Raw genomic sequence first — 13,868 nt, 5'->3', positions numbered from 1 at the left:
GTCGACGAGAAATTGATGGAATCAGTTCGTCAACAGAGGCTTTCATGACTCTGTGAAGCGCCGTTGACAGAATGCCGTCAAAGGGATCATCAACAGCCTGATTGCAGTTGAAGCCCTGAACTTGAAAGCAAGCATCATGTCGCAAGTGTCGGCCGGCGCCGTTATCGTCATCTCCAGTCATGTCGTTCGTGGATCCGTCGGCAATCGCGCCGCGGTCTTTGCACTTGAAACGCTCGGCCACCCCGTCTGGGCGCTGCCGACCATCGTTCTGCCATGGCACCCAGGTCATGGCCGCTCGACGCGGCTGACGTTCAACGAGGTGGATTTCGATCATGCGATCGACGATCTCATCGCCGCTCCCTGGCTGTCCGAGGTCAAAGCCGTGCTATCGGGATATTTCGGCAATGCCGCTCAGGCGCATTCCGTCGCCAAGCTGGTGAAAGCCCTGCGCGAGAAAAATCCGGAGGTTCTTTATGCCTGTGATCCGGTGATCGGCGATGCCGGCGGGCTGTATGTGCCGGTTGCCACGGCAGAGGCGATCCGCGACCATCTTATTCCACTCGCCTCGCTGGCGACGCCGAACCGATACGAGCTTGCCTGGCTCGCCGGTGCGCCGCTTGAGGACAACAATGCCATCATGGAGGCGGCGCTCGCGCTGGGGCCTTCGCGCATGCTGGTGACGTCGGCGGTGCCGATGATGGCCGGCGGCATCGGAAACCTCTATCTCAGCGGTCGAAACGCGCTGCTTGCCGAACATCGCAGTATAGAAAGTGCGCCAAATGGGCTCGGTGATCTGCTGTGTGCCTTGTTCCTGTCGCGTCTCCTGTCCGGCATGGATGAAGAACGGGCATTGCAACTGACGACCGCAAGCGTCTATGAAGTGTTGGCGCGCGCCGTCAAACGCGGCAGCAACGAACTGACGCTTGCGGTCGATTCAGCGAGCCTTTCGACGCCGATGGCAATGGTACAGTTGCGTCATCTCATGCACCCGGCGCAGCGACGAAAAAATTAGGTTTCGCAACGGTTAACGCTTTTTGCAGCGCAGCAGTTGCCATCTGACCCAGTGCGCTGTAATTCCATATCATGCAAAGGTTTCCCGACACCCTTCTGAACGGCTATCGCAACTTCATGAGCGGGCGTTACGTCGATGAGCGTGAGCGCTATCGCAATCTAGCGGAGCTCGGTCAAAATCCGTCTACGCTCGTGATTGCCTGTAGTGACTCCCGCTCGGCGCCGGAGATCATCTTCGATGCGGGACCGGGAGAGCTGTTCGTCATCCGAAACGTCGCCAATATGGTGCCGCCCTATGAGCCGGACAGCAATTTCCATGCGACCTCGGCAGCGCTCGAATTCGCGGTTTTGTCGCTGAAGGTCTCCGACATAGTCGTAATGGGGCACGGTCGCTGCGGCGGTATCCGCGCCGCCCTCGACCCCAATGCCGAACCGCTGTCGCCGGGCGACTTCATCGGCCGGTGGATGGCGCTGCTGAAGCCTGCCGCCGAGCAGATCCAGAGCAACGACATCATGACGCAGACCGAACGTCAGACGGCACTGGAGCGCATTTCGATCCGCAATTCGCTGAACAATCTTCGCAGCTTCCCGGAAATCAAGGCGCGCGAGGAAGAGGGCAAGTTGAACTTGCACGGTGCATGGTTCGATATTTCAACCGGCGAACTATGGATCATGGACCAGAATACCAGGGATTTCATCCGACCGGAGATTTAAGGTCGCCTCCACGTCCCATGGATGGAGTTGGGTCAAAAGAAAAGGCGCTGCAGACCATCCGGTCGCAGCGCCTTTTCGATTCATGCGTTGAGCTTACCTGCCGTCGATCTGCTGACCGATATAGGCGATCGCCTGCTGATAGACCCTGGCGTCGTTCCAGCCGGCAATGGCTGAGAAATTCGGTTCTCCGGGCTGATAGCCGGCGCCTGGTTGCCACCCGTGACCGCGCAGGAAGTTCGCCGTCGAGGCAAGCGCGTCTGCGCGCGATCCTACAAGATCGACCCGGCCGTTTCCGTCTTCATCGACGCCGTAAAGCACGACGTTTTTGGGCATGAACTGCGTCTGGCCGATTTCGCCGTGCGCCGCGCCGCGCGCCGACGGGCTGAGATAGCCTTCGCCCACGAGCTTCAGGGCAGCATAGAGCTGTTCGGTAAAGAATGCGGAGCGGCGGCAGTCATACGCAAGGGTGGAGACCGCAGAAAGCGTATGCTGGTCGCCCATGTAGCTGCCGAAGCCGGTTTCCATGCCCCAGATCGCGATGATCGGGCCGGCGGGGACGCCGAAGCGCTTCTCGATCTTGGCAAACAGCGCGGCATTGGCCTGTTTCATGCCCTTGCCGCGATTGATGATCGTCTGGCCGCCGCGCTTCTTCATGAATTCCTCGAAGGAAAGCTTGAAGCTCTTCTGGCCGCGATCGGCGCGGATGGTGGGCTGGTTGTAATGAACGTTGGCGAAGGCCTTGTCGAGGACGGAGGGGCTGACGCCCTGTCCCTGCGCTTCGCGCTTGAATTCCTGCACCCAATTCTCGAAACCGGCAGATGTGTTGCCGCAGGATGCAGCGTTTGCCGTAATCGGCATGGCGAGCAGCAGCCCGCCCGCGACGAGAGCTGCCATTCCAGACTTTGTGATGCGCATTCAGTGTCCCCGAATTCTCACCGCGGTGCGAACGCGGTAACCGTTTTTGGAAGGCGCACAAACCCGCCAATCTTCAGGCTCATGCGCGGCCTAGTCATCACTGGACCATGCCAGCATCCGACCGTCATGTCATTAATACATTTTAGCGATCAGTATTTTTGCTTCACGTGAAACAGATCGCCAAATGTATTTGTAAAAAAGCCCCGCCTTTCGGTCCGAAATGGCGAGGCTTCCATATAGTCTTGCTTAGCTAAATAAGGTTTATAAACCGTAAATTGGTTTAGAAATGCTTATGCAGCCTGCTTGCGCGGCTTGATCAGGCCGCGATTGACGAGCAGCTCGGCGATCTGGATGGCGTTGAGAGCGGCGCCCTTGCGCAGATTGTCGGAGACGACCCACATGTTGAGACCGTTTTCGACGGTCGCGTCTTCACGGATACGCGAAATATAGGTCGCATCTTCACCGGCGGATTCGTAAGGCGTGATGTAGCCACCGTTCTCGCGCTTGTCGATGACAAGGCAGCCTGGTGCTTCGCGCAGGATATCGCGAGCCTGGTCGGCGGTGATCTCGTTTTCGAATTCGATGTTGACCGATTCCGAATGGCCGATGAAGACCGGTACGCGCACGGCCGTGCAGGTGACCTTGATCTTCGGGTCGAGCATCTTCTTGGTTTCAGCCAGGACCTTCCACTCTTCCTTGGTGTAGCCGTCTTCCATGAAGCTATCGATGTGCGGGATGACGTTGAAGGCGATGCGCTTGGTGAACTTCTTGTTTTCGATCGGATCAGCGACGAAGACGGCGCGGGTCTGATTGAACAGTTCGTCCATACCGTCCTTGCCGGCGCCGGAGACCGACTGGTAGGTCGAGACAACGACGCGCTTGATCTTGGCGAAGTCATGCAGCGGCTTCAGCGCGACGACGAGCTGTGCGGTCGAGCAATTCGGGTTGGCGATGATGTTGCGCTTGGTGAACTGCGTGATGGCATCCGGGTTCACTTCCGGTACGATCAGCGGCACGTCGGCGTCGTAGCGCCAGGCAGAGGAATTGTCGATGACGACGCAGCCCTGGGCGCCGATCTTCGGCGAGAACTTCTTCGAGACTTCGCCGCCGGCCGACATCAGGCAGATGTCGGTGCTGGAGAAATCGTAATTCTCGAGGTTGGCAACCTTCAGCGTCCGGTCGCCGAAGGACACTTCGGTTCCCTGCGAGCGGGCGGATGCGAGCGCTACGACCTCGTCGGCCGGAAAGCCGCGTTCAGACAGGATATTGAGCATTTCGCGGCCGACATTTCCGGTCGCGCCCGCTACTGCAACTTTGAAACCCATTTCTCAAGCTCTCTTTCTCTTCTCTCCTCTTGGGCGAAGGGGGGAACCGTAGCCATCACGACCGGTTCCTGTCCCCAGCCGAGCCGGGGAGAGAGCGGCAGGCCAGAGACGTCAGACGGTTTTCGTCGTCGTTTTGGCCATGGTTTTGGAAGAAACCGGAAAATAGACATCCTGCCCAGCATAACTAGCCAGGTGACTGAAGCTGTCGATCTGTTCGAAGCGAACCATGGAAGTCTTCCTTTTCCGTCGCCGGTTCTAAGATGTTTTCCACAGGAGTCAAGGATTTCCTCGCTTTTGCCGGGGTGGGTGCGAGGAAACCAAAGGCACTGCGCGCCGCCTTCAACTTATCGTGTTCGAAGGCGGCGGCTTTCTCATATCAACGGTTGGACTTGCGTGTGATCTCGTACAGGAACCAGGTGCGGCGTTCGGTTTCGTCCAGCCAGTTTTCAAGCAGACTGGCCGTGGCGACATCGCCATATTCGTCGCAGACGTCGTGAACGGCACGCATTTCGGCCGAGAGCTTGAGATTGTCATCCGCCAGTTCGGCGAGCATGTCCTGCGGATCCACATATTCGGCGTCATTGTCCGGGATGCGCTGGAGCTTGGCGATCTGGCCGATCGACCGCAGCGTGTTTCCGCCGATCTTGCGGGCGCGCTCGGCCATGGGATCGGTCATTGCGAAAATCTGATCGCCATGCTCGTCGAGGAGCAGGTGATAATCGCGGAAGTGCGGGCCGCTCATGTGCCAATGAAAATTCTTGGTCTTCAGGTAGAGGGCAAAGACATCGGCCAGAAGCGCAGTCAGCGCCGCGGAAATATCGCGTGTCGCGTCTTCGCTGAGATTGGTGCGGGTGCCCAATTTCGATTTGGTATTGGCGGTGTTCATAAAGGCGTCCTCCGTTTGTTGTTCACGACAGCGATCGCCGGCGGATCTTAAGGGAGTTCGATGACATCAGCTGCTGCGTGGGATCGCATTGAAGACAGGGTCTGTTTATCTATGTCGCAGAGGAAATGCTCTTCGCGGCATGGTCGACTGCGTTGTTACGCGGAAAACCCGAGCAGCTTTACTAAATAGGGAAATGAGCCGGTTTGGCAATCGTCCGCTAACATACGGGCGCGGCGTATGGTTATGCCGCGCCGGAGACACCGCCCCTTGTCGGGGCGGCGCTGTGAATACTGGCTACTTCAGGCCGCCACCGACATAGATGGTTTCGCCGGTCACCCAGGCGGCGTCCTGCGAAGCGAGGAAGACGGCAACCGGGGCGATATCGGTCGGCTGGCCCAGGCGGCCAAGAGGCGTCTGTGAGACGAGATGTTTTTCAAAATCGCTGCCGATGACGCCCGCGGCGACGACGCCTTCAGTCTCGATGCCGCCGGGCGCCAGGTTGTTGACGCGGATATTGCGCGCACCGAGCTCCTTGGCGAGGATCTTGGTGATGGAATCCACGGCCGCCTTGGTTGCGGTGTAAACGGACGCAGTCGGCAGGTTCATGCTGACGGCGTTGGAGCCGATATTGATGATATTGCCACCTTCCGGGCCGAAATATTTGACGGCTTCCCGGCTGGTCAGCAGGGTGCCGAGTACGTTGATATTGAATTCACGATGGAATTCTTCCTCGGTGAACTCCTCGATCGGCGCGAACTGGTAGACGCCGGCATTGTTGACGAGGATGTCGACACGGCCAAAGGCCTGCTTGGTTTCGGCAAAGAGGCGCTTGACGTCTTCAGATTTGGAAACGTCGCCATGGACGGCGAGCGCCTTGCCGCCCTTGGCGGCGATTTCAGCCACCACCTTGTCGGCGCCTTCGCGGCTCGATGCGTAGTTGACGACAACGGCTGCTCCAGCCTCGCCCATCGCCTTGGCAATGCCCGCGCCGATGCCCTTGGATGCTCCGGTCACGATTGCGACCTTGCCTGTCAGCTTGCTCATGTCATTTTCCTTTGGAAATTGTTAGACAATTTTATAATTATCGAATCATTTGGCGGATGTGACCCGAAAACCGATCGCACCGTCGCTTTGATATTTAGATAATCATCTAATTGATACAAGAGCCACGACGAGAAATGCCGATGGCAGGAAGGACCGTCAGATCTTGGAAAGTTCGAGCATATAGGCGTTCAGCGTATCGCGGCGCAGCACGAGACTTGCGAATTTGCCTTCGCGCTGGATCTCGATGAGCCCGGCGTTCTCAAGTTCCTTGATATGGTGCGACATGGTTGCGGCGCTGACGGCATGGCACTCGTTCAGAACGCTGCAAGGCGTGGGCTGGGTGCGGCTGCCGATTTCCTTGAGCATCTGCACGCGGCGCGGCTCGGCAAGTGCTCGGGAAATCAATCCAAGCTGCCTTTCGCTCAAATGTATCGGAGCTGCATCCATGGGATCATCATAGCGGAAATGAAAACGGGTTGGCCGGCTCTTATGGCCTGCACGACGTCAGATATATGAACGCGCGGTGACCTTGGCAACCTTTGCGATGGGGCGGCAGGTGAAGATTGCGGTGCGGTGGACCGAGGGAATTGTCGGGTCCGATCGCGCGTGTGGCGTCATTTCGTGATTGGATTGAGCTCTCTCACGCGGCGCGGCAGGCGCAGGCCCTGGAACATTCCGCGCTTTAGCAGCGGCCATCTCGGGGTCGGCTGGCCGGCAGCGTTGATGCGGAAGAGGATACCATAGCGGGAATAGACGATGGCGGTCATGAAGGAGAACCATCCGCCTAGCGCAAGGCCGGCGATGACGTCGCTCGGATAGTGTGCACCAACCATGACGCGGGTAATCCCTAGCCACAAGGCACAGGCAGCGAAGATGTAGCGATAGCGCGGAAAGAGCAAGGCAAGCGCCACGAACAGGGCGCCGATGGTCGTGGCATGGCCCGACGGGAAGCTTTCGAAGCTGGCGCGGCCATTGAAGGGCGAGAAGCCAAAAGGTCCCCAATCGGCGAAATGTGTCGGGCGCGCGCGACCGATGGCGCGTTTCAGCATGTTGGCGAGAAGGCCTGAAAGCATGATCGTCGTCAGCAGGTAACCGCCGATCTGACAGATCCGCAGCGCCCGGCCGCGACAGCGCGGCGAGCGCAGCAAACGGCTGGCAGCCCAGCCTTCGAAGAACAGGAAGGCGCTTACGATGATGATCCAGCCGGAATCGCCGAAATCGGTCAGCATTCCCCCGAAAAATCGAATGGTGGGAGAGAAGCTCTTCAGGGCAGCGCCGACCGGCCAATCGAACAGGAGCGCAGAGAGCAGCACAATATTGGCTGTCAGAAACAGGCAGGTCTTCCAATGGCATGGAGCAAGCGCCGCATCGCTGCGTCGCCAACGCCGATCGAGAGATGCCAAGATCCCTTGCATACCCACCGCCTGATTTTATGTCCAATCAGAGATGACGCTTAACAGCGACTTGTTACAACTCTTCTAAAAAATTGTGACAGTGAGGCAGATGATCGCTCATGACGCAAATTTGAGCAACTCCAGCAAAAGTATGAAGCGGTCTTGCGTCAGGAATTGCATGAAAACAAAGAGATAGCGCGCTTTCATGGCTCCGCCTGGAACGGAAATGCTCCGGTCTAGCTCGCCACAACGGAAAGCCCCGCTCTTCGGCTGAAGGGCGGGGCGCATGTTTCACGTGAAATATAGCAGGCGATTTATGCCGGAGATTATGCTGACAGGGCCTTGAACTCGGCGAGGATGGCGTCGCCCATTTCGGCGGTGCCGACCTGGCGGCTGCCAGCCGACATGATGTCGCCGGTACGGATGCCGCTGTCGAGCACGTTGGCGATTGCCTTTTCCAGCGCATCGGCTTCGGCAACCATGCCGAAGGAGTAGCGCAGGCACATGGCAAAGGAGGCGATCATGGCGATCGGGTTGGCGATGCCCTTGCCGGCGATATCAGGTGCCGAGCCATGCACGGGCTCATAGAGTGCCTTGCGCTTGCCGGTCTTGGCGTCGGGCGCGCCGAGCGAAGCCGATGGCAGCATGCCGAGCGAGCCGGTGAGCATGGCCGCAACGTCGGACAGCATGTCGCCGAAGAGGTTGTCCGTGACGATGACGTCGAACTGCTTAGGCTGGCGCACGAGCTGCATGCCGCCGGCGTCAGCGAGCATGTGCTCAAGCTGCACGTCGGCATATTTTTCCTTATGCGTGGCGGTGACGACCTGGTTCCAGAGCACGCCAGACTTCATGACGTTGCGCTTCTCCATCGAGCAGACGCGGTTGTTGCGGGTGCGCGCCAGTTCGAAGGCGACGCCGGCAATGCGCTCGATTTCGTAGGTGTCGTAGACCTGGGTGTCGATGCCGCGCTTCTGGCCGTTGCCGAGGTCGATGATTTCCTTCGGCTCGCCGAAGTAGACGCCGCCGGTGAGTTCGCGGATGATGAGGATGTCGAGGCCGTCGACCAGTTCCGGCTTCAGCGAGGAGGCGGACGCGAGTGCCGGATAGCAGATGGCCGGGCGCAGGTTGGCGAACAGCTTGAGATCCTTGCGCAGGCGTAGCAGGCCGGCTTCCGGGCGCACTTCATAAGGAACTGCATCCCACTTCGGACCGCCGACGGCGCCGAAGAGTACGGCGTCGGCCGCAAGCGCCTTGCCCATGTCTTCTTCGGAGATGGCGACGCCATGCGCATCATAGGCGCAACCGCCGACCAAGCCTTCATCCGTAACGAAGCCGGTATTCTTAGCCTCGTTCATATAGGCGATGATCTTGCGGACTTCGCCCATGGCCTCGGGGCCGATACCGTCGCCCGGCAGAAGGAAGAGATTGCGCACTGTCATGGGAAGCCTCCGCAAAAGAAAAAGTTGCGGGGTTTTTAGACCTGCAAATGCGGCTTTTCAAGCGAGGAAGGGGCCGAAACGGTACGGTTTTCGGGCTTTTGGCGGCAGCCGGCCGACCCTCGTGGTTCGAAGCGGTCCTGCAAGCCGCCTCACCACGAGGGCAGGTCGTTGGTCCGCTTACTCGGCCAGTCCGAGCGAAGCGAGGTAGGCAGCCGATGCCGGGATCTTCGACTTGTCCTTGATCTCGATGATCAGACGCGGGTTGCTGTCGAGCTTGGCAAGGGCGGCAAAGACGGCACGCCAATGGATGTTGCCTTCGCCGAGGCTCCAGTGACGGTCGGCATAGCCGTCCGCATCCTGCAGATGGATATGCTGCAAGCGGTTGCCGGCGGCGTGGACGTAATAGTCGACCGGCGGAGCGCCTGTATAGCCATGGGCATAATGGGCATGGCCCGTGTCGATCGAAACCGCGACGGCAGGTGAATTGAAGCTGTCGGCGAGGCCGACGCGGATATGGGGATCCTTGTCCTCGATATTCTCGATGACCATGGTGAGCCCGATGTCTTCGGCACGTTTGACGGCTTCCTTCAGCGTCTGATGCGTATATTCGATGATCCTCTCGCGCTCGCCCTTGTTGTTGTCGAGGTTGTTGTAGGACCACGAGGTATAGGGGCTATGGATGACCATCTGCGTGGCGCCGATATTGGCGCAGACGTCGAGTGCCTGCAGCAGGCGCTTGGAAACGACGGCGCGGATGTCGGGATCCTGCGAGGCGATGATGAAGCCCCAGAACGGGCCGTGGATGCCGAGGCGTCCCTGATGGCCGTCGAGCAGCTTGCCGGCACGCTCGGCAAGCGGAGCCCAGTCGCCGTTGAGGATTTCGGCTTCGACGAAGTTCTGCAGCTCCAGATCGCGCGGCTTTTCGAGCAGCCAGTTGCGATGGGTTTCGACGTCGTCAAGCGTCATGGCGGCGCCGACAATAGGAAGGGAGGTCATGGAAAGGCTCCATTGCGTGGAGAGGAATTAGGATGGGAGAGAGGCCCGAAGGCCTCGGCAGGCCTATATGGACCTGCTTCTTGTCGAACATATTACAGCGGGTGAAAAGGTGCGTCTTTTCAAAAGACTAAAAACAAAAAAGCCGGGCAGCAAGGCCCGGCTTTGAAACGCAAAAGATAGTGATAAACCGATCAGGCGGCCCAGGGGCGCGATGCGGCATTCGTCTTTTCGAAATCATTGATCGCGGAGGATTTTTCCAGCGTCAGGCCGATATCGTCGAGGCCGTTCAGCAGGCAGTGACGCTTGAACTCGTCGAGTTCGAACTTCAGCGAGCCGCCGTCCGGGCCGGTGATTTCGAGGTTTTCCAGATCGATCGTCAGGATGGCATTGGAGCCGCGCGAGGCATCGTCCATCAGCTTGTCGAGATCTTCCTGACTGACCTTGATCGGCAGAATGCCGTTCTTGAAGCAGTTGTTGTAGAAGATGTCGGCGAAGCTTGTGGATATGACGCAACGGATGCCGAAATCGAGCAGCGCCCACGGAGCATGCTCGCGCGAGGAGCCGCAGCCGAAATTGTCGCCGGCGACGAGGATCTTGGCGTTCTGATAGGCCGGCTTGTTCAGCACGAAATCTTCGTTCGGCGAACCATCTTCGTTGTAGCGGGCTTCAGCGAAGAGCCCTTTGCCGAGGCCAGTGCGCTTGATGGTCTTCAGATAATCCTTCGGGATGATCATGTCGGTATCGACATTGACGACCGGGAGGGGCGCTGCGACGCCGGTCAACTTCACGAACTTGTCCATTGGGTCCTGCCTTCATTCTCGTCTAAGCACGAATTATCCTGCCAATAGAGCAAATCCGGCCCGAAATGAAGGAGAATCTTGGATGTGCTCTAAAACGTGACGCTTTGGCCGCGCCAACCCGGCAGGACAGGCCTTAATCGGGCAAACAGGTTCGGCGGCAGGCATAACAGGCCGCTCTGCCCTGTCTTCGACCTCAGAGATCGATGATCGTGCCGCGACCGTCGTTCCAGATGCGCATTTCGCGCTGGCTGTTCGTCTTCGACTTGGCATGCACCGGTGCCGGCTTCATGCGTAGCGAAATCGCGCGGGCGGCCATGAGCACGGTCAGGATACCACCGACAGCGAGCGTCAGCGAAACAGTGAACAGCGCCATAGCGGCGAAGACGGTGATACCGGCAAGCGCGATGAACACGGAACGGATATTTTGCATGGTCGAGACCTCTCTACTCACAGCAATGTGGTCCTCATCTCTGTCATCTGCAAGAGGAGCATGGCTTTTTGTTGACTTGCCTGCCGATTAAAAGCGCGGCAAAACGGCACTATGAGCGAATTTTCCCCTTCCCGTCCTGCCCGCCTGCGCCGTTCGGTCTTGAGCGTTCCCGCCATCAATCGGCGCGCGCTGGACAAGCTTTCGAGCCTCGATTGCGATGCCGTCATCTTCGATCTTGAGGATTCCGTCTCGCCGGAAAAGAAGGCGGAGGCGCGTGAGAACTTGCGGGCCTTTTTCGCTGCGACACCGCTGCCGGCCAGGGAGCGGATCATCCGCATCAATGCGCTTTCCTCCAATTTCGGTGCTGACGACCTGGCGCTGGTCGTGGAGCTGGAGCCGGATGCGGTGCTGCTGCCGAAGGTGGACGAGCCGCAGGACGTGACCGGCGTCAGCGACCGGCTTGCGGAAGCCGATGCGCCGGAAGATTTACGCATATGGGCGATGATCGAGACGCCGCGCGGCATCCTGAATGCGGCCGCGATCGCCGAGGCAGGGCGCACGGCCGGCAGCCGGCTTGATTGTTTCGTCGTCGGCCTGAACGACCTCAGGAAGGAAACGGGCGTCCTGCCGCAACCCGGGCGCAGCTATCTTGTGCCCTGGCTGATGCAGGTAGTGCTGGCCGTCAGCGCCTATGGGCTCGAGGTTATCGACAGCGTTTTCAATGACTTCAAGAATGCCGGGGAATTCGAGGCCGAATGCGGCCAGGGCCGCGGCATGGGCTTTGCCGGCAAGATGCTGATCCATCCGAACCAGATCGAAGCGGCCAACCGGTATTTCGGCCCCGATGAAGCCGCCATTGCCGAGGCCGAGGCCATCATATCAGCCTTTGCCGAACCGGGTGCCGAAACTCTCAACGTCGTGAACCTCGGCGGGCGGATGGTGGAGCGGCTGCACCTTGTCCAGGCGGAGAGACTCGTCCATAAAGCTCGCCTGATCGAACAGCGCCTCGCACCGACGTCTGACTGAAAAACAAGAAAGATGCCTTGATGAAACTCTACCGCTTCCTCACCGGCCCCGACGACGCTTCCTTCTGCCATAAGGTAACCGCGGCGTTGAACAAGGGCTGGGAGCTGTCAGGCTCGCCGACCTATGCCTTCAATGCCGCGTCGGGCCAGATGCAGTGCGGTCAGGCTGTCGTTAAGGAAGTTGCCGGTAAGGATTACGAGCCGGAGATGAAGCTTTCCGAGCAATGATCCGGAAGTGATTGCTTTATCGAAGGTTTGATGCCTTTCCCTGACCGTCTTGCGGTCAGGGCCGATATTACCGATCCGTCGCTTCCTCGGCGCTCTCCTCGATGCGCTCCATGTCCTCGTCGCTGAGGCCGAAATGGTGGCCGATTTCGTGGATCAGGACATGGGTGATGATGTCGCCGAGGGTTTCCTCGTTTTCAGCCCAGTAATCGATGATCGGCCGGCGGTAGAGGCGGATCTTGTTCGGCATATCCCCGGTCTGGGCGGTGAAACGCTCTGAGATGCCGCGGCCCTCGAAAAGGCCGAGTAGGTCGAAGGGGGTTTCCAGCGCCATATCCTCGAAGACCTCGTCATCGGGAAAATCCTCGATGAGAATGATGAGGTTGCCGGTGAGCGAGCGAAATTCGTCCGGTAGGTGGCTGTAAGCCTCCATAGCCAGAGATTCGAATGTGCTGATTGAGGGCGCGTGGCGGTCCCGCCAATCCTCGCCCTGGTCAATGCGAGCCATGAATGCTTCCTTCCTTGGCTGGTCATATAGAGACTTTGCGCAGCTTTTACGAGAGCGGATTACGGCAAAGGAATATTTTCTTATGAAATGGTGTTGACTCTTTTACCAAGCTCTGGAATCCATAAGAACATAACAGGAACATTACCGATATGGAGTGAACGTCATGGCCGAGGCTGCCGTGGCGCGGGAAACGCTTTTTGCCCTGCGTGAAACCATTGCCAGACTGGAAGGCAGGCCGATCCCGGCGCTGGCTGCGGCGGCGCATGAAAGGCTGGCGGACAAGCCGGCTACACGGTCGACAGGTCTTGCGAAGCCCCTGCCCGAGCTACCGGTTCTTGCGACCGGGGTCGAGGATCTCGACGCTGCGATGCAGGGTGGCCTGCCGCTTGATGCGCTGACGGAAATCCGCTCGCTCGGCCTGCGCGATGCCGGGCCGGCCAGCGGCTTTACCCTTGCGCTCGCCGCGCGGCTGCATGCGCAGGCGCCAAGCGCAGACGCGGCCATCTCTCCGATCCTGTGGATCGGCGACACGGTCGCCACGATGGAAGCGGGCTTGCCCTATGCCATCGGTCTCAGAGATTTCGGGTTGGAGCCGGCGGCCTTCCTGCAGGCTTCACCACGCAAGCTGGAGGAAGCGCTCTGGCTGGCGGAGGCGGCCCTTGGCAGTGCGGCCTTTGCCGTCGTCATTCTTGAAGTGCGCGGCAATCCGGCCCGTTTCGGTCTGACCGAGAGCCGGCGGCTGGCGCTAAGGGCCAAGGCGGCGGGGCGGCCCTTGTTTCTGTTACGACAGGGAGGCGAGGAGGAGGCGAGCAGTGCCCTCTTCCGCTTTTCCGTCGACCCCGCGCCGGCGCAGGCGCGGCCCCTGCCGGATGGATCGGTGCTTGGCGGCAGCATCGGTCACCCGGTTTTTCGTCTGACCTTGGAAAAGAGCCGCAACCCGGCGCCTCTTTCCATAACTCTGGAGTGGAATGCCCATGACCGCCGCTTTGCCCCTGTCTCCGACGTTCAGCACCCTGCCTTTCCCGGCGAACACGCAGCGCATTCTGGCGCTGACCTTTCCGCATCTGCCGACCGATCGCATCGCGCGCAAGCGCTGGGGTCTGTCCTGGCGTTCGACAGGCAGGCTTGAAACACCGCCGCTGGTCTGTGCCGGCAA

Annotated in this window: 16 protein-coding genes; 5 read left to right on the top strand and 11 right to left on the bottom strand. The window is 59.3% G+C overall.

Translation table 11 applies throughout. The features are described from left to right. The first annotated feature begins 136 nt into the window (after window positions 1-136). Both pdxY and QD461_RS15545 read left to right on the top strand, forming a co-directional pair. A complete protein-coding gene (pdxY, locus tag QD461_RS15550) occupies window positions 137-1,012 on the top strand; it encodes a pyridoxal kinase PdxY (protein ID WP_414088519.1) in 876 nt (291 codons plus the stop codon). A gap of 71 nt (window positions 1,013-1,083) precedes the next feature. Further along, window positions 1,084-1,725, top strand: a complete 642-nt coding sequence (locus QD461_RS15545) for a carbonic anhydrase (protein ID WP_184704871.1) — start codon at window positions 1,084-1,086, stop codon at window positions 1,723-1,725. 93 nt (window positions 1,726-1,818) lie between these two features. On the opposite strand, the gene QD461_RS15540 is transcribed toward QD461_RS15545, so the two are convergent. From QD461_RS15540 to QD461_RS15495, 10 genes are all read right to left on the bottom strand, one after another. Beyond that, on the bottom strand, window positions 1,819-2,640 hold the full coding sequence (locus tag QD461_RS15540) for a lytic murein transglycosylase (protein WP_414088518.1): 822 nt from the start codon (window positions 2,638-2,640) through the stop codon (window positions 1,819-1,821). 290 nt (window positions 2,641-2,930) lie between these two features. Further along, on the bottom strand, window positions 2,931-3,965 hold the full coding sequence (locus tag QD461_RS15535) for an aspartate-semialdehyde dehydrogenase (RefSeq protein ID WP_414088517.1): 1,035 nt from the start codon (window positions 3,963-3,965) through the stop codon (window positions 2,931-2,933). A gap of 376 nt (window positions 3,966-4,341) precedes the next feature. After that, window positions 4,342-4,851: a Dps family protein gene (locus QD461_RS15530; RefSeq protein ID WP_414088516.1), complete on the bottom strand. Its 510-nt coding sequence runs from the start codon at window positions 4,849-4,851 to the stop codon at window positions 4,342-4,344. Window positions 4,852-5,145: 294 nt separating this feature from the next. Next, on the bottom strand, window positions 5,146-5,895 hold the full coding sequence (locus tag QD461_RS15525; protein ID WP_414088515.1) for an SDR family NAD(P)-dependent oxidoreductase: 750 nt from the start codon (window positions 5,893-5,895) through the stop codon (window positions 5,146-5,148). 156 nt (window positions 5,896-6,051) lie between these two features. Further along, window positions 6,052-6,342 carry a winged helix-turn-helix domain-containing protein gene (locus QD461_RS15520; protein ID WP_414088514.1) on the bottom strand — a complete coding sequence of 97 codons (291 nt, stop codon included), beginning with the start codon at window positions 6,340-6,342 and terminating at the stop codon, window positions 6,052-6,054. Between the two features lie 167 nt (window positions 6,343-6,509). Next, window positions 6,510-7,310, bottom strand: a complete 801-nt coding sequence (gene lpxE, locus QD461_RS15515) for a lipid A 1-phosphatase LpxE (protein ID WP_414088513.1) — start codon at window positions 7,308-7,310, stop codon at window positions 6,510-6,512. A gap of 305 nt (window positions 7,311-7,615) precedes the next feature. Next, entirely contained in the window at window positions 7,616-8,728 is a 1,113-nt protein-coding gene (gene leuB, locus QD461_RS15510) for a 3-isopropylmalate dehydrogenase (protein ID WP_414088512.1), read from the bottom strand. Window positions 8,729-8,905: 177 nt separating this feature from the next. Further along, complete coding sequence (locus QD461_RS15505; RefSeq protein ID WP_414088511.1) at window positions 8,906-9,724, bottom strand: sugar phosphate isomerase/epimerase family protein; 819 nt, start codon at window positions 9,722-9,724, stop codon at window positions 8,906-8,908. A 191-nt stretch (window positions 9,725-9,915) separates the two neighbouring features. Next, window positions 9,916-10,524, bottom strand: coding sequence for a 3-isopropylmalate dehydratase small subunit (gene leuD, locus QD461_RS15500; RefSeq protein ID WP_400671119.1), 609 nt, complete (start codon window positions 10,522-10,524; stop codon window positions 9,916-9,918). A gap of 193 nt (window positions 10,525-10,717) precedes the next feature. Continuing rightward, entirely contained in the window at window positions 10,718-10,954 is a 237-nt protein-coding gene (locus QD461_RS15495) for a hypothetical protein (RefSeq protein ID WP_414088510.1), read from the bottom strand. A 111-nt stretch (window positions 10,955-11,065) separates the two neighbouring features. Here QD461_RS15495 and QD461_RS15490 point away from each other — a divergent pair, with 111 nt between their 5' ends. After that, window positions 11,066-11,980 carry an HpcH/HpaI aldolase/citrate lyase family protein gene (locus QD461_RS15490; RefSeq protein ID WP_414088509.1) on the top strand — a complete coding sequence of 305 codons (915 nt, stop codon included), beginning with the start codon at window positions 11,066-11,068 and terminating at the stop codon, window positions 11,978-11,980. 20 nt (window positions 11,981-12,000) lie between these two features. Beyond that, on the top strand, window positions 12,001-12,207 hold the full coding sequence (locus QD461_RS15485; RefSeq protein WP_199149547.1) for a DUF1737 domain-containing protein: 207 nt from the start codon (window positions 12,001-12,003) through the stop codon (window positions 12,205-12,207). Between the two features lie 67 nt (window positions 12,208-12,274). Here QD461_RS15485 and QD461_RS15480 read toward each other — a convergent pair whose 3' ends face one another. Then, window positions 12,275-12,712: a metallopeptidase family protein gene (locus QD461_RS15480; protein ID WP_414088508.1), complete on the bottom strand. Its 438-nt coding sequence runs from the start codon at window positions 12,710-12,712 to the stop codon at window positions 12,275-12,277. Window positions 12,713-12,875: 163 nt separating this feature from the next. On the opposite strand from QD461_RS15480, the gene QD461_RS15475 reads away from it, so the two are divergent. After that, window positions 12,876-13,841 (top strand): ImuA family protein, encoded by a 966-nt coding sequence (locus QD461_RS15475; protein WP_414088507.1) that lies wholly within the window; start codon window positions 12,876-12,878, stop codon window positions 13,839-13,841. Window positions 13,842-13,868 lie beyond the last annotated feature (27 nt).

The organism is Rhizobium sp. BR 314 (assembly GCF_047445805.1).
Lineage (GTDB): Bacteria > Pseudomonadota > Alphaproteobacteria > Rhizobiales > Rhizobiaceae > Rhizobium > Rhizobium lusitanum_B.
The sequence above is the reverse complement of the archived record's forward strand: the minus strand, read 5'-3'. Positions and strand labels throughout refer to the sequence as shown.